Genomic DNA, 21126 nt, shown 5'->3' with positions numbered 1-21126 from the left:
GGTTCAGGGAAGCAATTCGCGGACCACCGCGTCGGCAAGCAGCCGGCCTTTGAGCGTCAATGCGAGTTGCCCTGCGAAGGCGGCCGCCGGTTGTATCAATTCCCGGGCGATCAATCCGGCTACCGCGCGTTTGCCGCCGTCTGCCAAGGAAGCGATCGGGATCCCCACGGCCAGTCGCGCCGCGAGCATCACCCGTTCCAACTCCCGGGTCGAGGCGTCGAGGATTTCCCGCCCGGCGGCCGGCGACAAGCCATCGCGGAGCCGCTGCGCATAGGCGATCGGGTGTTTGACGTTCCACCAGCGCACCCCGCCTACGTGGGAATGCGCACCAGGCCCGATCCCCCACCAGTCGTCGCCGCGCCAATAGGCGAGATTGTGCCGGCATTCGTCGGCCGGAGTCCGCGCCCAGTTGCTCACTTCGTACCATGTGAAGCCGGCTTCGCCCAGAAGCCGATCGGCTGTTGCGTACTTCTCGGCATGGTCGTCATCATCGATTCCGGGGACCTCGCCGCGGCGGATCTGGGCAGCCAGCTTGGTCCCGGATTCGATGATCAAGGCGTAGGCGGAGACATGATCGGGTTCACAGGCCAAGGCGGTTTCCAGCGAGACCTGCCAGTCCGCTGCCGACTCCCCCGGTGTTCCGTAGATCAAGTCCAAACTCACCTGCAGGCCCGCTGCCCGGGCCCAGGCGACGGCCTGCGGCACCCGCTCCGGTTGATGCGTGCGGTCGAGCACCCGGAGCACGTGCGGAACCGCGGATTGCATGCCGAAGGAAACCCTGGTGAATCCGGCAGCGGCCAATTCCTGCAGCGATTCGGGCGTCACCGAATCCGGGTTCGCCTCGGTGGTGACCTCGGCGCCCTCGGCGATTCCCCAGTGCGCGACCGCGGCTTTGAGCATCGCCGCCAAGTCTGCGGCCGGCAGCAATGTCGGGGTTCCACCGCCGAAGAACACGGTCTGCAGTTTCCGCTCCGGAACGCCGGAAGCGCGCAACGCCGCAGCAGCGAATTCGACCTCCGCGACCGCGGTGCCGGCGTAAGCTGCCTGCGAAGCCCCGCCGCCGAGTTCCTTCGCGGTATAGGTGTTGAAGTCGCAATACCCGCAGCGCACCGCACAAAACGGAATGTGCGCATACAGGCCGAATCCGCGCTCGGCGGCACCCGCGGCCGCCTGGGCCGGGAGCACGCCGTCGGCCGGGGCCTTTTCGCCTTCCGGCAGAGTACTGGGCATGGCTATTTCTTCGCTTTGTCCTTGACGTGCTCATCCGAGGACAGCGCGGCGATGAACGCTTCCTGCGGGACTTCGACGCGGCCCACCATCTTCATCCGCTTCTTGCCTTCTTTCTGCTTTTCCAGCAGCTTGCGTTTACGCGTGATGTCACCGCCGTAGCATTTCGCCAGCACGTCTTTGCGGATCGCTCTGATGCTTTCCCGGGCGATGATCCGGGCACCGATCGCGGCCTGGATCGGCACCTCGAACTGTTGCCGCGGAATCAGTTCGCGCAGCTTGCCGGTCATCATCACGCCGTACGGGTAGGCCTTGTCCCGATGCGTGATCGCACTGAACGCATCAACTTGCTCGCCTTGCAGCAGGATGTCCACTTTGACCAGGTCGGCGACCTGTTCGCCGTCGGCCTTCCAATCCAGAGACCCGTAACCGCGGGTCTTCGATTTGAGGATGTCGAAGAAGTCGAAAACGATCTCCGCGAGCGGCAGCCGGTAGCGGATCTCCACCCGATCCTCGGACAGGTAATCCATGCCGCCCATGATGCCCCGCCGGCTCTGGCACAGTTCCATGATCGCACCGACGAATTCGTTCGGCGCCAAAATCGTCGCGGACACCATCGGTTCCCGGACTTCGGCGATCTTGCCGACCGGGAACTCGCTCGGATTTGTCACGGTGACCACTTTTTTGTCTTCGAGCGTGACTTCGTAAACCACGTTGGGCGCGGTGGAAATCAGGTCCAGGTTGAATTCGCGTTCCAAGCGTTCCCGGACGATCTCCAGGTGCAGCAGACCCAGGAAGCCGACCCGGAAGCCGAAGCCCAGTGCCGCCGACGTCTCCGGTTCGTAGATCAAGGCGGCGTCGTTGAGCTTGAGCTTGTCCAAAGCGTCCCGCAGGATCGGATAATCGGTGCCGTCCATCGGATAGAGGCCGGAAAACACCATCGGTTTGGGATCTTGGTACCCGCCCAGCGATTCGGCTGCCGGCTTGGCCAGATTGGTGACGGTATCGCCGACTTTCGACTGCCGCACGTCCTTCACGCCGGTGATCAAATAGCCCACCTCGCCGACGCCCAGGCCTTTCGACGGCGTAGGTTCCGGTGAACTGACGCCGATTTCCAGCAGTTCGTGGCTGGCCCGGGTGGACATCATCTGGATCCGCTCCCGCGGACTCAGGTTGCCGTCCACGACGCGGACGTAGGTCACCACGCCGCGGTAGGTGTCGTAGACCGAGTCGAAGATCATCGCGCGCGCTGGCGCATCGGGGTCGCCGACCGGAGCAGGCAAATCGCGGACGATCTTGTCCAGCAGCGCCTCCACACCGACTCCGGTCTTGCCGGACACCAACAGCACGTCCTCCGGGTCGCCGCCGATCAAGCCGGCGAGTTCTGCCGCGTATTTCTCCGGCTGCGCTGCGGGCAGATCGATTTTGTTCAGTACCGGGATGATGGTCAGATTGTTTTCCATCGCGAGGTAGAGGTTCGCCAAAGTCTGCGCTTCGATGCCCTGTGCCGCGTCCACGAGCAGGATCGCGCCTTCGCAGGCGGCCAGCGAGCGGGAGACCTCATAGGTGAAATCCACGTGGCCGGGAGTGTCGATCATGTTGAGGCAGAAGGCCTCGCCGTCGACCTCCCAGGGAATCCGGACCGCCTGCGACTTGATCGTGATGCCGCGTTCCCGTTCGATATCCATCCGGTCCAGATACTGCGCCTTCATGTCGCGCTGCTCGACGACGCCGGTCAACTGCAGCATCCGGTCCGCCAAGGTGGACTTCCCGTGGTCGATGTGGGCGATGATGCAGAAGTTCCTGATGATCGCCGGATCGGTCGCGGCGGGCACCGGCGCGGTGCGGGCCATGGGTGACACTGGATGGTTCCTCACTGTTGACGGACATACCTCGCGCGGGTGCGCGCATTTCGAGGCAAATTCAATTCTCCCATGTTCCGGGCATTGTGCGCGCATCCGGCTCGCGCGGGTGCCCGATGGCTTACCGTCCGGACACCCGTCGCCGGGATTTCTCCTCGGCGCTGGCCGACCATTCAGCCCTTTGCCTGAATTTCTGCTAAAGTTTATTGCTGTGTGTCCGCGCAGGTCGGCGGGCACGACGGGCCAGCCGGACGTTCACCGAAATCGAGTTTCCCCACTCTGTCAATGGCTGGGCCAACGCCCTCTAGACCAATTCCGCTTTACACAGAGAGTTAACTACGTGGCTAATATCAAGTCCCAGAAGAAGCGCATTCTCACCAACGAGAAGGCGCGTCAGCGCAACAACGCGGTCAAGTCGGAGCTGAAGACGGCCGTTCGCGCCGTCAACCAGGCCATCGACGCCGGTGATAAGGAAACCGCTGGCACCGCACTGGCACACGCCAGCCGCAAGCTGGACAAAGCGGTCAGCAAGGGTGTTATCCACAGCAACCAGGCTGCCAACCGCAAGTCGGCCATCGCCAAGAAGGTCAGCGGCCTGAACGGCTAATTGCGTTTTCCCTAGTGGCCGGTCCTTCAGGGCCGGCCACTAGTGTTTAACTCCGGAATTTGTTTAACCCGGAATTCGCAGACCGCCGACCGGCGGGGCAGCCTTCCGGCCACTCCCGTACCGAACGCCGGGCCGGAGCCAGCTGAACTGATCAGCGACCGCTCAGCGACCGCGCGCCGCAGTTGCGATGATCGTGACGGCGCGTTCCACCGCGTACACCGGATCCCGGCCGGCCCCTTTGACCTGGGCGTCGGCAAGCGCCAAAGCCCGCACCGCTTCGGCCAAGCCCTCGCCGCTCCACCGCTCCGCCTCCCGGCGCGCCTGGTCGACTTGCCAGGGTGCCATCCCCAATTCTTTGGCCAGTCCCGCCGAGCTGCCGCGCACGCCGTGCACTTTGGCCACCCCGCGGACCTTCATCGCCAAGGCAGCTACCAGTGGAACCGGATCGACGCCGGTAGCCAATGCGTGACGCAGACTGGACAACGCGACGGCGCCGTTTCCGGCTACCGCGGCGTCTGCGACTTTGAATGCCGTCGCCTCGACCCGGCCACCGTAATATTTGTCGACCAGATCGGCACTGACCGGGCCTTCCACATCGGCGATCAACTGGCTGCAGGCCGCGGCGAGCTCGGAAAGCTGCGAGCCCAGAGCAGCTACCAGGGCACGCACTGCTTCTTGATCGATCCGTTTCCCGGCAGCCCGGAACTCGGCGACCACGAAATCTGCCTTTTCAGCGTCTTTCTTCAGCGGTTGGCATTCCACCACCGGAAAACCAGCCGCCTTGAGCGCGTCCAGCAGCTTTTTGCCGCGAACCCCTCCGCCGTGGTGCAAGGCCAACGTGCAATCGGCTTCCGGTGCCGCGAGATATTCCAGCATGTCCGTCAAGAAGGCGTCGCTCATGCTCGCCAAGGAGCTGATTTCCAAAAGCTTCGGCTCGCCGAACAGTGAGGGGCTGGTGGCCATGGCCAGGGCTCCGACGGCGTAACTCGAAGCATCGATCCGGGTCAGTTCCAGATCCGGGTGCTGCGCTCGGGCCGCAGCGCGCACCGCATCCAGTGCCCGGTACGCGATGTACTCTTCCGGCCCCTGGATCAAAATGATCGGAGCTGCTGGGATGGCCCGCCAACTCACCGTGTTGGCGGCTGGCTTGGCACTGCTGCTTTTCGATGCTGGCACAGCTCAAGCTTGCCATGCTGCACCGACATTGAAAATCCGGCAGCTTCCGGTGGTCTCATGGCGGCAGCGGAATCAGCGAGCCGAGCACCAAGGCGGCCGCCGATCCGCCCAGGAACATCGCCCCCGCAGCCGCCAGCGTCCAACCCAGCGACCTGCGAAACCAGACGATCCCCTTGCGTAGCAGGACGACGTCAGGCAGCAGTCCGGCGTCGGACAGCCGGGCGGCACCGGCCGAAAGCCGTTGCCGGAACGCCGGAGTGCCGCCGAAGACCGCAAGCAGCACCAGGATGCTGCCGGACAGCGCCGCCATCGCCAAGACACCGGGCCAGCCTTCCCACCACGGCAGGGCTGCCCCCGGAATCCCCTGGAAGAAGCGGGCAACCAGCGCAATCCACGCGGCGCCCAGTCCGGCAAGCCCGATCAGTCCAGCGGCCGCCCACGGCGCCAAGGCGAGCAGCAGCAAGCCCAGCATTCCGAGCACTGTGCTCCAGGCCACCACCGGCCCGGCGAACAGGTTCGCGGGCACCGCATAGCTGGCCAGCGCCGGTTGCAGCAGCACGATCACCGGGGCCACCGCCAATTGGGCTGCCAACGGGATCGAAAGCAGAACCGCGAACCAGTCCGGCAGCCATCGACCCAGCCAGAGCCGCAAGGGCGGCCCGAGCGCGATCAATCCGGCGGTAGCCAGCACCGACAGGACGAATCCGAAGCTTCCGGAGAGCCAGGGGTCGATCAGGAGCAGCGCTGTGCCCGCCGCGCACAACAGCGGGCCCGCCTGACCGGCGCGTCCGCAGAGCAGGGCCAGCACACCCAGGGATCCCATGCTCGCCGCGCGCAGCACGCTCGGATCCGGGCCGACCAAGCTCACGAAGCCGAACAGCCCCACGGCGGCCAGACCCGCGCTCCAGAATCTCGGCAACCGGCAGCTCCGGGCGAATAGCAGCAATCCGACCAGCACGATACTGCAATTCGTACCGCTGACCGCAGTCAGATGAGTGAGCCCGGTGGTCTTCATGGCGTCGAGCAGATCGGCGCTTTGCCGGCTCCGGTCGCCGAACACGATCCCCGGCAGCAGTGCCGCCGCATCCGGCAGCCACTCGCCCCAGACCGACTGGGAGGCGTCGGAAAACCGCTCCCGCAGCTCGGACTGCCAGGCAGTGGCCAGCGGAGGCTCGGCGATCCGCTGCGCCGGACCCCGTACGGACATTCTGGCCGTCACGGCCTCGCCGGACTCGCTCAGCCTGAACGCGCCCACGGTGCGCACTACGTCACCGCGCCGGAAACCGGACCACTCGGAGCCGGCACTGATCTCGACCCTGAGGCCGCCGGCGACTTCCTGGCCCATCAATCCGGCCTGCGACACCCGGCCCAGGACCGAGACCTTGCCGGGCACACCGGAGTTGCGCGGGCTTTCCAGGAATTCCACAATGACCGGAAGCAACATCCGTTGCTCGGCAATCCGGTGCAACGGGTCCGCCTCCCGTTGCGCAGCCTGCCCGTACCCGGACAGCATCGCGATGCCGCCCAGGCTCAGGCTGAGTACGACGGCCGCGGTCACCTTCGGCCGACGTCGCTCAGCGATCCGGATTCCGGCAGCGATCCGGATTCCAGCAGCACGGACGGCGAAACCGAAATGCCAGAGCACCACGCCGGAGGCCAATCCCAGCATGAGCAAACCCGAAACGACCGCCAACGTGGCGTTCAACCGGATCCCGAACCAACTCGTCAGCCAGACCATTGCAGTGACCGGCAGCAATCGCAGATCCGTCCAACGCGGCGAATGCTGAACGGCCACGCTTGCGGAGCGGCGCCGATCAGCCAACAGCCGTTCACCCCGCGCGCGAAGCTGCCTCGGCAACCGACGGACCGCGGCCACCGGCATTCAGACCACCAGCAGGGACCGCAATAATTCCAAGGTCTTCATCCCGATGCCGTCGACGGCAGCCAAATCGTCGACCGACCGGAACCGCCCGTTGGCGGCACGCCATTCGAGGATCCGTTGCGCGGTCACCGGTCCGATCCGGGGCAACGCCAGGAGTTCCTCGATGCTCGCCCGGTTGAGGTTGACCGGGCCGGGGCGGCCCAGCGCCGCACCACCTGGTGATGAGGGGACGGCGGCCTGCGGGTTCGCCGCCGCCTCGGCGGCACTCGGCACCAGGACCTGCATACCGTCTTGCAGTTCAGCGGCCAGATTGACGGTCACCAAAGCCGCGTCCGGAAGCGCCCCGCCCGCGGCTTCCAGGGCTTCGAACAACCTGCTCCCGGGTGCCATCCGGACGATGCCCGGTTTGGCCACCGAACCCGCGATGTGCACGATCAGGAGATTCCCGGCGTCCTGGCCGGAGCCGACCTGGCCGGTCTCGGAGCCCGGAGTGGTTCGGTTACGGCCCTGGGCAGGAATCGCCACCGCCGGAACCGGCTGCTCGACCACGCTCGGGGCCGCCGACCCGAATCCGGTCCCGGCTCCCAGCCAGAGGACGCCGGCGCCGATCACCAGGGCCAGCACGATGACCGAGGCGGTCGCCGCCCAGGTCACCCGCAGCCGCAACGCCTGCCGTTTCAGCTCGGGGCCTGCCGGTTCCGGGAATTCGTACCGCTCCCGGTAGCCCACCGCCGCTTCGGTGTCGGTTTGCGCGGCCACCGCCGGCTCCGGGCTCGGCGCCGACGGGTCTCCGGGCACCGGGAAAAGCTCTGCCATCCGGGCAGCCGTTGCGAGGTTCTTGATCCGCCGAGCCATGCGACGACCCTAGTCGGCCTACCCTGCGTCCCGCACGCTAGGAGCCGGGCATGTGTGGAAACTGAGTTATTCGCTTGGCTGTGGAGGACCGATGTCCGGATCCAGTGGCCCATTCAGGTCGCTGATCACCACTGCCAAAACGCCGAGTCCCACGTGGGCCGCCAGTACCGACGGCAGATCACTGATGAAGATTTCCGTCGGCGCCGCCGAGTCCTCGATCTTGGCGAGCAGTTCAAGTGCCTGCTCCCGATTGCCGAAATCATGGACCGCCACGCTGGTCGGCCTGGTCCGCAAGCCGAGTTCTTCCCGCGCCAGTTCTTCCACCCGGGCGATCGCCCGGCTGGCGGAGCGGACTCGTTCCAGCGGCACCACCCGGCCGTCGGCAACGCTGAGCAACGGCTTGATCGCCAACACCGTGCCGAGCCATGACGCCGCATTCCCGATCCGGCCGCCCCGGCGCAGCTGTTCCAAGGACGGGACGTAGAAAAACACCTTGCTGCCGGCCAGTGCCTGCCGCGCAGTCTCCGCCACCGCAGCGCTGCCGCCGCCGGCCGCAGCAGCCACCAAAGCGGCCCGGACGCCGAAACCCATGGCCATGGCCACGGTGCGGGAGTCCAGGACTTCGACCGGGATCGCGACCCGCCGGGCCGCCAGTCGAGCGGCGTCGACGGTGCCGGAAAGCTCAGCCGAAATGTGCACGGAGACCACGGCGTCGAACCCCTGGTCGGCCAACGACTGGTACACCTGCTCGAATTGCCCCGGTGAAGGCCTGGAGGTCTTCACCGGTTTCCCGGCAGCCAGGGCCAGGCTCAGCCGTTCGCCGAGCTCGGCATCGCCTTCGCTGAAGATTTCGCCGTCGACCATCACCGGCATCGGGACCACGGTCAGGGCTCCCGCGGCGAAAGCCTGTTGCACCTCCTCCGGCAGCGCGGCCGCCGAATCGGTGACCACGGCGACCCGGGGAAGCAGTGGCTCGTCCCGGGCGCCGGCACCGCGCAGTTCGGCGAGCCGCTTGCGCAGCCAGCCGAAGGCGGAGGAAGCGTCGCTCACCGCGATCCCCGGCTCACCGGCTTCCGGCTAAGCCGGGACAATATTCACCAGTTTCGGCGCGCGCACGATGACCGTGCGGATGTCCCGGCCGTCGAGCGCCCGTTGCACGTTGGCCGAGGCCAGGGCCAGCTGGCGCAGTTCGTCTTCGGTCACCTCTGCCGGCACTTCGAGCCGATCCCGCACTTTGCCCTGGATCTGCACCACGGCGGTCACCGTGGATTGAACCAGCAGGCTTTCCTCGACCGCCGGCCAACTCGCCTGTGCCACGAAGCCGGTTCCGCCCAGCCGCTCCCACATGTCTTCCGCGGTGTACGGTGCGAACAAGCTCAGCAGCACCGCAACCGCCGCAGCGGCCTCGCGCACTGCCGGGTCCTGCGCCCCGGGACCCGAGTCGATCGCCTTGCGCGAGGCATTGACCAGTTCCATGAGTTTCGCCACGACCACGTTGAATTTGTGCGCGTCCATCAGGGCACCGGCCTCGGCGACCGTTCGGTGCGTGATCGCGCGCAATGCCGGGTCGCCAGCCGCCGGATCGGTGCCGGGAGCCGAATCGACGTCCTGCGCCAGCCGCCAGGCCCGGGCCAGGAACTTCGCCGAACCGGCCGGCGAAACATCGGCCCAATCCACGTCGTCTTCCGGCGGCGAAGCGAAGATCATGGTCAGTCGGACCGCGTCCACGCCGAACTGCGAGAGCTGTTCGGACAGATCCACGCCGTTGCCCAGCGACTTGCTCATGGCTTTGCCGCCATTGAGCACCTGGCCTTGGTTCAACAAGGCTTTGAACGGCTCGTTGGCCTTCAGCAGCCCCATGTCGTTGAGCACCTTGACGAAGAACCGGCTGTAGAGCAGATGCAGAATCGCGTGCTCCACCCCGCCGACGTATTGGTCGACCCCCATCCAGCGGTCGGCCGCAGCCGGGTCGAAGGGACCCTCGGTGTATCCCGGCGAGGTATAACGCAGGTAATACCAGGACGAATCGACAAAAGTGTCCATCGTATCGGTGTCCCGGGTGGCGGTGCCGCCGCACGCCGGGCAGGCCACGTTGACCCAGTCCGCGACCGATGCCAAGGGAGACGTCCCCTTCGGCGCCAATTGCTCGCCACGCAGATCCTCCGGCAGTTTCACCGGCAGTTGATCGTCCGGAACCGGCACCTCGCCGCATTCGGCGCAATGGATGATCGGAATCGGCGCACCCCAGAACCGCTGGCGGCTCAACAGCCAATCCCGCAACCGGAAGTTCGTCGTCGCTTCGCCGGTACCGGCTGCCGCCACCAGCTCGATCGCAGCGGGAATCGCCTCGGCTTTCGGCAATCCGTCAAGCGGCCCGGAGTTCACCAGCAAGCCATCGCCGACGGCGGCGATCCCGGTTTCGGCGGGATCCTCGGCACCGGTCTGCACCACGACCGTCACCGGCAGGCCGAAGGCGCGGGCGAAGTCCAAGTCCCGTTGGTCGTGCGCCGGAACTGCCATGATCGCGCCGGTGCCGTAGTCGGCCAGGACGTAGTCGGCGGCCCAAACCGGCAGCAACTGGCCATTGATCGGATTTACCGCGTAGCGGCCCAAAAAGACCCCGGTCTTTTCCCGATCGGTGGCTTGCCGCTCGATGTCGGAGAGCTTCTTGACCTGCTCCTGGTACGCCGCCAATGCGGCCCGGTGCTCCGGATCGACCAGTTCGCTGGACAGTGCGGCATCGGCCGCGACCACGAAGAACGTGGCTCCGAACAACGTGTCCGGCCGGGTCGTGAAAACCGTGACCTTCTTGGCCTCTCCGGTTTCCGGATCGGTCATCCCGTCGATCGCGAAGTCGACATGCGCGCCCTGCGAACGGCCAATCCAGTTGCGCTGCATCGCCAGGACCCGCTCGGGCCAGTGGCCTTCCAGCTCGGCCATGTCGTCGAGCAGCCGGTCCGCATAGTCGGTGATCTTGAAATACCACTGGTTGAGGTTCTTCTTGGTGACCGGTGTGCCACAGCGTTCGCAAGCGCCGTTGATCACCTGTTCGTTCGCCAGCACGGTCTGGTCTTTGGGGCACCAATTGACCGGCGAGTTCTTCCGGTAGGCCAATCCGCGTTCGTAGAAGCGCAGGAACAGCCACTGGGTCCACCGGTAGTACTCCGGATCGGAGGTCTGCAGCCGGCGGGACCAATCCACGCTGGTCGCATAGCGTCTGAAGGACGCCGCTTGGGTGTCGATGTTGGCATAGGTCCACTCGGCAGGATGCGCATTGCGTTTGATCGCGGCATTCTCCGCCGGCAGGCCGAACGAATCCCAGCCGACCGGGTGCAGCACATCGAAGCCTTTCAGCTTCAAATAGCGTGCCACCACATCGCCCAGCGCGAAGGCTTCGGCGTGTCCCATGTGCAGATCGCCCGATGGGTAAGGGAACATGTCGCAGACGTAACGCCGTTCCTTGCTGCCGTCATCGCTCGGCGCGAAGATCTCGGCTTCATCCCAGCGGGGCAGCCATTTCGCTTCGATCGAGGCGATGTCGTAGCTGTTGCCGTCCTGGACATCAGCCTCGGTTTGGCTGGTGTTCTGACTCATGAGTGTTGCCTTCCGTCCAATTCCTGCTGGTGACAAAGAAAAACCCCTCGACTACGCCTGAGATGAGGCCAGAGCAAGGGGAATGCCGTTCGACGGCGCCGAGATCGCGGCGCTGGCCGGACGGCTAGCTAAGCAACAGGAACGTATGCATGAAGCAACTTTAGCGCATTGCTTTCGCGCAGGCGCACAGCCGGGGCTATTCTTTACCTGGGTGCCTGCGCGCCCATGCCGAGGAGGAGTGCTCCCGCGGCTGATCGGCCACCCGTCTACCTCAAATCCCGGTTGTGGCCCGTCATCGATAGGTCAACGTAGACATGACTCAAACGTTTGCCCCCGCAAATCCCCGCCCTACCCAATTGGCCGATGAATCGGTTGCCTTGGTTCGGAAATGGTTGGCCACGCCGCCGTCCGAAGGGGCCAAAAAGGGTTCCCAATCAGCAGCGCTGCTGGCTGAAGTGCTCAAAGACCAACGCGGTCTGGACTTCACCATCGGCTTCGTCGACCGCGTGGTGCGTCCCGAAGACTTGGGCGTCGCGGCCCGCAATCTGGCGTTGCTGGCCAAAGAGGCACCGACCTTCCTGCCTTGGTACATGAAGGCAGGCGTCCGGATCGGCGGGGTTCTCGCCCCGGCCCTGCCCGCCGTCGTGGTACCGGTCGCCCGCGCGATTCTGCGTCAGATGGTCGCCCACCTGATCGTGGACGCCCGCCCGCAACAGCTCGGCGCTTCGATCGCCAAGCTGAAACACGACCATACTCGGCTCAACATCAACTTGCTCGGCGAAGCCGTGCTGGGCGACAAGGAAGCCGATGCCCGGTTGGCCGGCACCAAGGAACTGCTGGAACGCCCCGATGTGGATTATGTTTCGATCAAGGTCTCCTCGGTGGTTTCGCAGTTGAACATGTGGGCTTTCGAAGAGTCGGTGCAGAAGATCACCGACCGATTGGTTCCGCTCTACGCGAGCGCCGCAGCCGCAGCGGGCGGCCCGAAGTTCATCAACTTGGACATGGAGGAATACCACGACCTGGACCTCACGGTCGCAGTGTTCAAGCGGATTCTGGACCGGCCCGAGCTGAAGAACTTCGAAGCCGGCATCGTGCTGCAGGCCTATTTGCCGGACGCCTTGGGCGCGCTGCAGGATCTGACCGCTTGGACGCAACAACGCCAGGCCGACGGCGGTGCGAGCATCAAGGTGCGCCTGGTCAAGGGCGCGAACCTCGCCATGGAACGCGTCGACGCGGCGCTGCACCACTGGGCCTTGGCCACCGTGGAGTCCAAGCAAGCCGCCGACACCAATTATAAGCGCTGCCTGGATTGGGCGCTGCAACCGGAGAACGCGGCTGCGGTCCGGCTCGGTGTTGCCGGGCACAACCTCTTCGACATCGCCTTCGCGCATCTGCTCGCCGAAGCCCGCGGCGTCTCGGACCGGATCGAATTCGAAATGCTGCTCGGCATGGCCGAGGACCAAGCCGAGGCGGTCCGGGCCGATGTCGGTTCGCTGCTGCTCTACACCCCGGTGGTCAAGCCGCAGCAGTTCGACGTCGCGATCAGCTACCTGATCCGCCGGCTCGAAGAGAACGCCAGCCCGGAGAACTTCATGTCCGCGGTCTTCGAATTGACCTCGAATCCGGCGCTGTTCGAGCGCGAAAAGCAACGCTTCCTGGATTCGCTCGCCGCACTGGACGCCGTGGTTCCGCAGCCCAACCGGCAGCAGCGCACCGACCGGGCGCCGCAATCCGCACCGGGGCTCTTCCGCAACGCCGATGACTCGGATTCCGCACTGCCGAACATCCGAGCCTGGGGCCGGGAAATCCTGGAGCGGGTGCCCGGCTCGGAACTCGGCTCGGAACTGGTCGCCGGCTCCGCGCACACCAGCCCGGAAGCCGTCGAAGCTCTGGTTTCCACCGCTTTGGCCGCCCAGCCGGACTGGGCCGGACTGGGCGGCAGCGGACGGGCGCAGCTGCTGCGCAAAGCCGCCGTCGAGCTGGCCGCCAACCGCGGCGCCCTGATCGAAGTCGCGGCCAGCGAGACCGGCAAAACCCTGGCCGAAGGCGACGTCGAAATCAGCGAGGCGATCGACTTCGCCAACTACTACGCACTGGGCGCGGAAAACCTCGACGCGGTGCAGGGCGCCCGGTTCGTGCCGTCCAAGCTCACCGTGGTGACTCCCCCGTGGAACTTCCCGATCGCGATCACCGCCGGCTCGATTCTGGCTCCGCTGGCAGCCGGCAGCTCGGTCATCGTCAAACCCGCACCGCAGGCCAAGCGCTGCGCCGCCCAGGTGGTGCAATCGCTGTGGGACGCCGGAATCCCGAAAGAGGTGCTGATCTTCGCGGACCTCGAAGAAGGCCCGATCGGGCAGAGCCTGATTGCGCACGCCGCCGTGGACCGGGTGATCTTGACCGGAGCATATGAGACCGCGAAGCTGTTCCGGTCCTGGCGCAAGGATCTGCCGCTGCTGGCCGAGACGAGCGGCAAGAACGCCATCATCGTCACCCCGAGCGCAGACCCGGACATTGCCGCCAAGGACGTGGTGCGGTCGGCCTTCGGTCACGCCGGGCAGAAGTGTTCTGCCGCCTCGTTGGTGATCCTGGTCGGTTCGGTGGCGGATTCGGCACGTTTCCGCAACCAGCTGATTGACGCCGCCGCTTCGCTCAAGGTCGGCTTCCCGGATGATCCGGAAACCGAAATGGGCCCGATCATCGAACCCGCTTCGGGCAAACTCAAGAGCGCGCTGACCACCTTGGGCGACGGCGAGTCCTGGCTCGTCGAACCGCGTCAGCTCGATCAGGAAGGCAGGCTCTTCTCCCCCGGAGTGCGCAGCGGAGTCCGCCCGAACAGCTACTACCACCTGACCGAATTCTTCGGGCCGGTGCTCGGCATCATGACCGCCAAGACTTTGGATGAGGCCATCGAGCTGCAGAACGCTTCGGCCTATGGACTGACCGCTGGCCTGCACACCATGGACGCCGCAGAGCTTTCGCTCTGGCTGTCGAAAGTCCAGGCCGGCAATTTGTACGTCAACCGCGGGATCACCGGGGCGATCGTGCAGCGCCAGCCCTTCGGCGGTTGGAAGCGTTCTTCGGTCGGCGCCGGTGCCAAAGCGGGTGGCCCGAACTACCTCCTGCACTTGGGCGGCTGGGAACCAGCCGCCCTCCCCGAGCAGCTGCCGGCGGCCCAGGCGCGGCCCGCGGTCGAGCAGGCGGTGAAGGCGGTCGCCGCAGAACTCGCGGATGCCGATTTGGCTTCGCTCACCCGGGCCGTGGCGGATGACCAGCGGCATTGGGACGCCGAGTTCGGCGTGGCAAAAGACGTCTCCGGCCTCGGCGTGGAGCGCAACGTCTTCCGCTATCTGCCAGTTCCGGTCGAAGTGCGTTTCGACGGCGACCGGCCCAGCGACTTGATCCGGGTGGCATCGGCCGGCAACCGGGCCGGCGCCCCGGTGACGGTTTCGCTCGGCGAAGCCCCGACGCCCGGTGTACGCAATGCGCTCATCCAGTTGGGCAGCACGGTGACAATCGAAACCGAGTCCGACTGGGCCGGGCGGCTGCGCAGTGCCGGCACCCTCCGCGTGCGGTTGGTCGGCGACCGCACCCGAAGTGCCGAAGCCGCGTTGCTGGAAGCCACCGGAGGCAGCCCCGACGTCGCGGTCTATGCCGGACCGGTGACCGAAGCCGGTCGGATCGAAATGCTGCCGTTCCTGCACGAGCAGGCAGTGTCGATCACGGCGCACCGCTTCGGCAACCCGGACAATATTTCGCACACGGTCTTCTGATCCGCGACGGACTCGGAACCGCCTCGGCCAGCCGCTTCACGCGCGCCGGCCGGGGCGGTTTTCAGTTGCAGGTAAGCGTGGCCGAGCGGAGGAAAGTGGCCCCGGTGCCCCGGGCGGAGGTCGAATTTTCCGGGGAGGTCCAGGACCCGTACGCCGCCGTGACTGTATAGGTCCAGGTCGCGCTGCCGCTGATGATGATGCCGCCGCTCCCGCTGAAGGAATCATTGATCGAGGTCGTCCCCGGCCCGAAGTTCCGGGTGTTCGAACCACCGCTCGACGACGAAGTCACCAAGCTGTAGCCGGTCACGCCATTGCCCGGATTGCCGGACCAGCTGATCCGCACTTCGTTCCGGCCGACCTGCGTGCAACTCACCGCGGGCGTCTCCACCGAACCGGCACTGACCGAAATCGTGGAGCTGCTGCGCAGTCCCCAATACGCATACCCGGCCAAGGCAGAGGATCCCAGCAGCGCGGCCAGGCTCAGGGCGAGCACCGCGATGCCTCGCCGGGTCAGTTTGTTCCGGAAAGCCGTCATCGTCGCTCCTCAGTCCCGCCATCGAAAGTTTCCCGGATCCGTCGTTTCCGGGTCGCCGCGACGAAACCGAATCCCGCCACCATCGTCGCCGCGGCCAGGGACAGCCAGGGGAACATTCCGCCGGCTCCGGTCTCCGGGAGTTGGCCGGTCGCGTCCCGGGCGCTTTCAGCGCCAGTGCCCGGGTTGCCGGACCCGGTGCAGCCATCGGGCCCTGCTGGCTGTCCGATGTCCTGGGTCAGCCCGATGTTCACCGCGAACTCGGCCGAGCTCAGCCGGGTCTCATTCGGCGCGGCGGGATCGAACGCTGCGCCGATCACCATCGGCACGGTTTCCCCGGCGGCGATTTTCTGCGCGGGGAGCAAGGTGCGGCATTGGCCGACACCAGGCAGCAGGCCGATCTCCGCCGGGGCCGTTCCGCTGCCGTAGCTCGCCGAGACGGTTAGGAATGGCAGCAGCACGGGATCGCCGGAGGTGGTCCAATAGCCGGACCACAGCCATGCCGGATCGCCGCTGTGGTTACGGACCCAGACGGTACGTTGGTTTCGATCGCCGGGGACATATCGCTCAATGCCGATCAGGATCGGCCCACCCAGCCCGGATCCGAAGTTCCGTCCATCGGTGCTCAAGGACAGTTCCGGAACTCGGTCGGCAGCGGCCTTGCCGGCACCGCCCTGAACGAAGAACAAGGCAAGCAGCACCGCGGGCAGCAGCGCCCCGAGCAGCCGGGCCGCCCGATTAGCTGATTGCCGCATCTCTCGCCCTCTCTGCCTCAGTGGTCGTTTCCAGGTTCGCCGGGCTGTCCGCCGAATCCGCTTTGCGCGCCGCAGCTGCTTCACCGCGCTCCCGCCAGGCCCGGAAGAACATCCAGAAGCCGTAGCCGAACAGCAGGCCGACCACGATCAAGATAACCGGGCCCTTTCCGCCCACCTGGTCGAAGCCCTGGTTCAGCCAATTGGCCGGATAGCCCAAAAGCGGCACCGAATAAAACAGTTTGCCGCGAATCTGCACCGGCATCACCGCGCGATCGTCGGGCGCGTTGTTCGCATCCCCTTGGGTTGCGAAACTGCGTTCGCCGTTCTGCGCGACGCCCAAGCCGGTGATCCGGTGCGTCACCACCTCGGGCTGTCCGGGTGCTATCTGATAGGTGATCACATCGCCTACTGCGAGCTGGTCAGCGGCAATCGGCTTGATCACCACCAGCGTGCCCGGAGGATAATTCGGCTGCATCGATCCGGTGAGCACGGTGTAGGTCTGCGAGCCGGTCAGCATCGGGACCGCGACCAGCAGCAGCGCTGCGAACACAGCCAGCAGCAGCGCCGCGTAGGACACCAGCCGCCCGCCCAGGGACAGGGCTTTCAGCGCCGCGCTCACGACGCCGGTACCTGGTCTGCGCCGATCGTCACACTGATCACAGCCGCGCGGCCTTGTGCGCCGTCGGGCGCATTGGCCGACAACATGGTTTGAAAGCACCATTTGGTGCTGCCGTCTTTCGGCAATACTGCCGCCGGACCTCCGGTGAGAGCTTCGCCGTCGTTTCCGGCAGCGCTCATCGGGACATCCTGGTAGCCCGCGGCCGCGGAACACGACGTCGCCGCTGGCACCCCGGTAGCGACCCTGAGCGACAGACTGCCCGCGAACGATCGGTTCGCCGAGCTCGCGCTGTCTCGCGCGAAGGGCCGGCTCGGAATGCTCAACCGCACAGCCGCGGCATCCGCACGGGCCGTGCCCTGGTTGCCGAATCGCACTTCGTTGAACTGCGACTGACCGGGGAACAACCCGGTTGCCGGCACACCTTGGCTCAGGTTCACGCCGGCCGGCATCTGGACATTGCTGCCCGCACTGTTGGCCACGGAGACCCGGAAATCAGCGGCTTGCACCTGCTGGCCCGAACTGGTCACCGACGTGTTCCAGAAGGCATACGTGCCTTGGCTGCCGAGCAGGCCCAGCACCAAGCCGGCGCCGATCCAGCCCCATGCTTTGAGCAGCTTCCGCCGGCGCGGGCTGGGATTGCTGATTTTCCGGGAAGCGTGACGTGGGTTCCGTCTACGCTCCCGCATCGGGCTACTGGAGCCCGGTCTGCTGAATTTGCTGCAGCTTGAACGCGACCTTGCTGAAATCGTAGGTGGCGTTCACATCGTCCCGATTGACCGTGGAGGACAGGAACTCGAAAGTCGTCCTCGCGGTCAACCCGCTCGCCGAAGCGCGCAGCGGGTTGGTCACGGCATTGCCGCTGCCGTCCTTGAGCGTGATCACGCCGGTCTTGATGTTCGTTGCGGTGAACGTGCCACTGGAAGCCGGTGCGTCGACGGTCAAGTTGGCGGCGATTTTGTTGCCGACCAAGGTGACATCGAGCTTTTGCGTGTAGGTGAGCAAATCGCCCGGGACCACCTTGTAGCTGGTGATGTCCACGGCAGCGCCATTTCGATCGGTCCAGGTACCGGTTCCGTTCGCCTTCAAATCCAGATCTCCGGCAACGATGCTGCCACCGGTGCTGGCCACGTTGGCATTCCAATATGCGAAGGTTCCGCCACCGCCGAGGAGCAGTACTACACCCGCACCGACGGCGACGGCACCTTTGGACATTCTGTTCATAGTTTCCCCCCAATTGAAAAACTTTGACTTTGACAACTTTCAAGACCGCATTTGGCCCACTAACAATTCTTCCAGATGAAAAAACCACAACTCATGACCAGATTCACAGGCGGCTTTCATATTTGGCGCTGTCCCGGAAATCGGACCAGAAGTGCAGCGCACCGAAAGTCCCGCCGGCGGCCGACCGCACGGTACGGCATCCGACCAACTGGGACAAGAGGGATCGGCTTTCGAGCTGACCGCGCAATCGGGCTGCCAGCTAACCCGCGCTCGCGTCGGAAGGCGAATAAAGCGTACCTAACGGCATGCACAAAGGTGACGCAAATCACAACAATATGTTACTGAACAGTAGCCTCGGCCGACTCGAGGCGACCGGATCAACCTGGCCGACTGCGGTTTACCACAAATGCGCTGGAGATCCGGCGAACAAAAGGAGACAATGTGTTTCCGCAATGAATATCTATGCACTAGGTCGATTTATCTGCATATCGGAATATGTAGTCAACCTACCTGAATTTGCACCGCGAATGCAAAGCGTGCCGGATTCCGGCGCAAACGACTGCACCGCTCCCCCCGGCCCGGACATCGGGCAGGAGAAGCGGTGCAGAGGTGGAGCCGGCGGAAATCAGCGCTCAGCGCACGTCCTCATCGACCCAGTCCATCGACTTGGTCACGGCCTTCTTCCACAGCCTCAGTTGCCGGTCCCGCTCGTCTTCGGGCATGGCCGGCTCCCAACGCTTGTCTTCGGCCCAGTTGGCCGACAGCTCTCCGAGGTCGTTCCAGAAGCCGACCGCGAGCCCGGCGGCATAGGCCGCGCCCAAAGCCGTCGTCTCGGTGACCTTCGGCCGGATCACCGGGACGCCCAAGACGTCGGCCTGGAACTGCATCAGGGCATCGTTGGCGACCATGCCGCCGTCGACCTTCAACTCGGTCAGCGGCACACCGGAATCCGCATTGACCGCGTCGAGCACTTCCCGGGTCTGGAAGGCGGTGGCCTCCAGCGCCGCACGTGCAATGTGGTTGCGGTTGACGTAACGGGTCATGCCGACGATCGCGCCACGGGCGTCCGAACGCCAATAGGGGGCGAACAGGCCGGAAAACGCCGGAACGATGTAGACGCCGCCATTGTCGTCAACCGAGGCGGCGAGCGTCTCGACCTCGGGGGCGGAGGCAATCATTCCGAGGTTGTCCCGCAGCCACTGGATCAAGGAACCGGCGACGGCGATGGAACCTTCCAGCGCGTAGTGTGTGGGCGCATCGCCCAGTTTGTAGCCCACGGTGGTCAGCAGGCCGTTCTTCGAATGCACGATCTCCTCTCCGGTGTTGAAGATCAAGAAGCAACCCGTACCGTAGGTGTTCTTGGCCTCGCCGGAGTTGAATGCGGCCTGGCCGAAGGTTGCCGCCTGCTGATCGCCCAGGATGCCGGCCACCGGCACCTCGCGCAGCAATTGCGAGGTGTGCACGGTGCCGTACACCTCGGAGGATGATTTGATCTCCGGGAGCATTGAAGCCGGGACCCCGAAAGCGTCCAAGATCTCCTGGTCCCAGGTCAAGGTGGCCAAATCCATGAACATGGTCCGCGATGCATTGGTCACGTCGGTGATGTGCACCCCGCCGTCCACGCCGCCGGTCAGGTTCCAGGTAACCCAGGAATCGGTGTTGCCGAAAAGCAAGTCGCCGGCTTCTGCCCGCTCGCGGGCACCTTCGACATGGTCCAGAATCCACTTGATCTTGGTGCCGGAGAAGTAGGTGGCCAGCGGCAAACCGACTTTGTCCTTGAACCGCTCCACCCCGCCGTCGGCTGCGAGCTGGTCCACGATGTCCTGGGTGCGGGTGTCCTGCCAGACGATCGCGTTGTACACCGGTTCGCCCGTGGTCTTGTCCCACACCACCGCGGTTTCGCGCTGGTTCGTGATGCCGACCGCGGCAATGTCGTGCCGGGTCAGATTGGCTTTGGACAACGCGGTCCCGATGACCTCTCGGGTGTTGTTCCAGATCTCGGCGGCATTGTGCTCCACCCAGCCGGCTTTGGGGAAGATCTGTTCGTGTTCGAGCTGGCCGGTGGAGACGATGTTGCCGTCGTGGTCGAAAATGATCGCCCGGCTGCTGGTGGTCCCCTGGTCTATTGCGATGACGTACTGCGGCATGGAAAACTCCTTCGTCGATGCCAGTGATTGCTACTGCTGTGCTGATTGCTCGAGCTGATGGGCCGACTGCTACTTGACCCAGACTGCCACGATCGGGGCGATCAGGGCAGCCAGAACACCGCCGAGGATCGGACCCACGACCGGCACCCAGGAATAGGCCCAGTCGCTGGAGCCTTTGCCTTTGATTGGCAGGAAGGCGTGCGCGATGCGCGGACCCAGGTCACGCGCCGGGTTGATCGCATATCCGGTCGGGCCGCCGAGCGAAGCGCCGATCCCGACCACGAGCAAGGCCACCGCCAACGGGCCCAGTTGCGATGGGGTGTTGGCGAACAGGATGATCACGAAGACCAACACGAAAGTCGCGATGACCTCGGTGACGACGTTCCAGGCGTAGTTGCGGATCGCCGGGCCGGTGGAGAAGACTCCGAGCTTGTTCGCGGCGATCGGTTCGGCATCGAAGTGCTGCTTGTAGGCGACCCAGCAGAGCACTGCGCCGATGATCGCGCCGAGTAATTGCGCCACGATGTACAAGGCGATGCTGCCGGCATTGATGCCTACGCCGGCCACGAATTCACCGTTGCCGTTGAGCGAATTGTTGATCGCCACGCCAATGGTGACCGCCGGGTTCAGGTGGGCGCCGGATTTGAACGCCACATAGACGCCGGCGAAGACGCCGATGCCCCAGCCGAAATTGACCATCAGGGTGCCGCCGGCATTGCCCTTGGTGCCTTTGAGCACCACATTGGCGACCACGCCGGTGCCCAGCAGGATCAGGATGGCGGTGCCGAACAATTCAGAGAAAAAGATCTCCAGAAGATTCATCGTCATTGACTCCTCAATGTGTAGTTATTACCGGCCTCGAGTGATGGCCAGCTC

General features: G+C 65.0%; 16 protein-coding genes. 2 read left to right on the top strand and 14 right to left on the bottom strand.

Translation table 11 applies throughout. The features are described 5' to 3' along the window. Nucleotides 1–3: 3 nt before the first annotated feature. The gene (gene hemW / locus JOE69_RS00870; protein WP_309795272.1) at nt 4–1230 is read right to left on the bottom strand and encodes a radical SAM family heme chaperone HemW; all 1227 of its coding nucleotides are present in this window, start codon (nt 1228–1230) and stop codon (nt 4–6) included. A 2-nt stretch (nt 1231–1232) separates the two neighbouring features. Then, the gene (lepA, locus tag JOE69_RS00865; protein ID WP_309795270.1) at nt 1233–3089 is read right to left on the bottom strand and encodes a translation elongation factor 4; all 1857 of its coding nucleotides are present in this window, start codon (nt 3087–3089) and stop codon (nt 1233–1235) included. 340 nt (nt 3090–3429) lie between these two features. Here lepA and rpsT point away from each other — a divergent pair, with 340 nt between their 5' ends. After that, nucleotides 3430–3696 (top strand): 30S ribosomal protein S20, encoded by a 267-nt coding sequence (gene rpsT / locus JOE69_RS00860; protein ID WP_296361927.1) that lies wholly within the window; start codon nt 3430–3432, stop codon nt 3694–3696. A 162-nt stretch (nt 3697–3858) separates the two neighbouring features. Here rpsT and holA read toward each other — a convergent pair whose 3' ends face one another. The 5 genes from holA to leuS form a co-directional block, all read right to left on the bottom strand. Continuing rightward, complete coding sequence (gene holA / locus JOE69_RS00855; protein ID WP_309795268.1) at nt 3859–4872, bottom strand: DNA polymerase III subunit delta; 1014 nt, start codon at nt 4870–4872, stop codon at nt 3859–3861. Nucleotides 4873–4927: 55 nt separating this feature from the next. Further along, the gene (locus JOE69_RS00850; protein ID WP_309795266.1) at nt 4928–6667 is read right to left on the bottom strand and encodes a ComEC/Rec2 family competence protein; all 1740 of its coding nucleotides are present in this window, start codon (nt 6665–6667) and stop codon (nt 4928–4930) included. Between the two features lie 87 nt (nt 6668–6754). Continuing rightward, a complete protein-coding gene (locus JOE69_RS00845; protein WP_309795264.1) occupies nt 6755–7609 on the bottom strand; it encodes a helix-hairpin-helix domain-containing protein in 855 nt (284 codons plus the stop codon). Nucleotides 7610–7675: 66 nt separating this feature from the next. Then, the gene (locus JOE69_RS00840; protein ID WP_309795262.1) at nt 7676–8659 is read right to left on the bottom strand and encodes a DegV family protein; all 984 of its coding nucleotides are present in this window, start codon (nt 8657–8659) and stop codon (nt 7676–7678) included. Between the two features lie 27 nt (nt 8660–8686). Next, complete coding sequence (gene leuS, locus JOE69_RS00835) at nt 8687–11203, bottom strand: leucine--tRNA ligase (RefSeq protein ID WP_309795260.1); 2517 nt, start codon at nt 11201–11203, stop codon at nt 8687–8689. 314 nt (nt 11204–11517) lie between these two features. Between leuS and JOE69_RS00830 the strand changes: the two genes are divergently transcribed. Next, nucleotides 11518–14976, top strand: coding sequence for a bifunctional proline dehydrogenase/L-glutamate gamma-semialdehyde dehydrogenase (locus tag JOE69_RS00830; protein ID WP_309795258.1), 3459 nt, complete (start codon nt 11518–11520; stop codon nt 14974–14976). Nucleotides 14977–15037: 61 nt separating this feature from the next. Here JOE69_RS00830 and JOE69_RS00825 read toward each other — a convergent pair whose 3' ends face one another. From JOE69_RS00825 to JOE69_RS00795, 7 genes are all read right to left on the bottom strand, one after another. Beyond that, nucleotides 15038–15511 carry a hypothetical protein gene (locus tag JOE69_RS00825; RefSeq protein WP_309795256.1) on the bottom strand — a complete coding sequence of 158 codons (474 nt, stop codon included), beginning with the start codon at nt 15509–15511 and terminating at the stop codon, nt 15038–15040. Then, complete coding sequence (locus tag JOE69_RS00820) at nt 15508–16263, bottom strand: LPXTG cell wall anchor domain-containing protein (RefSeq protein ID WP_309795254.1); 756 nt, start codon at nt 16261–16263, stop codon at nt 15508–15510. Before JOE69_RS00820 ends, JOE69_RS00825 begins: the two co-directional genes overlap by 4 nt. Next, nucleotides 16247–16882 (bottom strand): signal peptidase I, encoded by a 636-nt coding sequence (locus tag JOE69_RS00815; RefSeq protein ID WP_309795253.1) that lies wholly within the window; start codon nt 16880–16882, stop codon nt 16247–16249. Before JOE69_RS00815 ends, JOE69_RS00820 begins: the two co-directional genes overlap by 17 nt. Next, complete coding sequence (locus JOE69_RS00810; protein ID WP_309795251.1) at nt 16879–17568, bottom strand: SipW-dependent-type signal peptide-containing protein; 690 nt, start codon at nt 17566–17568, stop codon at nt 16879–16881. The genes JOE69_RS00815 and JOE69_RS00810 overlap by 4 nt, the downstream gene beginning before the upstream one ends. A 4-nt stretch (nt 17569–17572) precedes the next feature. Continuing rightward, complete coding sequence (locus tag JOE69_RS00805; RefSeq protein ID WP_309795250.1) at nt 17573–18103, bottom strand: alternate-type signal peptide domain-containing protein; 531 nt, start codon at nt 18101–18103, stop codon at nt 17573–17575. 632 nt (nt 18104–18735) lie between these two features. Then, complete coding sequence (gene glpK, locus JOE69_RS00800; protein ID WP_309795247.1) at nt 18736–20250, bottom strand: glycerol kinase GlpK; 1515 nt, start codon at nt 20248–20250, stop codon at nt 18736–18738. A gap of 69 nt (nt 20251–20319) precedes the next feature. Beyond that, nucleotides 20320–21078 carry an MIP/aquaporin family protein gene (locus tag JOE69_RS00795; RefSeq protein WP_374709658.1) on the bottom strand — a complete coding sequence of 253 codons (759 nt, stop codon included), beginning with the start codon at nt 21076–21078 and terminating at the stop codon, nt 20320–20322. Nucleotides 21079–21126: the final 48 nt, after the last annotated feature.

Origin of the sequence: Arthrobacter russicus, assembly GCF_031454135.1 — a bacterium.
Classification (GTDB): Bacteria; Actinomycetota; Actinomycetes; order Actinomycetales; family Micrococcaceae; genus Renibacterium; species Renibacterium russicum.
The sequence above is the reverse complement of the archived record's forward strand: the minus strand, read 5'-3'. Positions and strand labels throughout refer to the sequence as shown.

Coding starts and splice junctions, on each gene's coding strand:
- hemW (WP_309795272.1), bottom strand. CDS start 1,230: ATGCCCAGTACTCTGCCGGAAGGCGAAAAGGCCCCGGCCGACGGCGTG.
- JOE69_RS00845 (WP_309795264.1), bottom strand. CDS start 7,609: ATGGCTCGGCGGATCAAGAACCTCGCAACGGCTGCCCGGATGGCAGAG.
- leuS (WP_309795260.1), bottom strand. CDS start 11,203: ATGAGTCAGAACACCAGCCAAACCGAGGCTGATGTCCAGGACGGCAAC.
- JOE69_RS00830 (WP_309795258.1), top strand. CDS start 11,518: ATGACTCAAACGTTTGCCCCCGCAAATCCCCGCCCTACCCAATTGGCC.
- JOE69_RS00825 (WP_309795256.1), bottom strand. CDS start 15,511: ATGACGGCTTTCCGGAACAAACTGACCCGGCGAGGCATCGCGGTGCTC.
- JOE69_RS00820 (WP_309795254.1), bottom strand. CDS start 16,263: ATGCGGCAATCAGCTAATCGGGCGGCCCGGCTGCTCGGGGCGCTGCTG.
- JOE69_RS00810 (WP_309795251.1), bottom strand. CDS start 17,568: ATGCGGGAGCGTAGACGGAACCCACGTCACGCTTCCCGGAAAATCAGC.
- JOE69_RS00805 (WP_309795250.1), bottom strand. CDS start 18,103: ATGAACAGAATGTCCAAAGGTGCCGTCGCCGTCGGTGCGGGTGTAGTA.
- glpK (WP_309795247.1), bottom strand. CDS start 20,250: ATGCCGCAGTACGTCATCGCAATAGACCAGGGGACCACCAGCAGCCGG.
- JOE69_RS00795 (WP_374709658.1), bottom strand. CDS start 21,078: ATGACGATGAATCTTCTGGAGATCTTTTTCTCTGAATTGTTCGGCACC.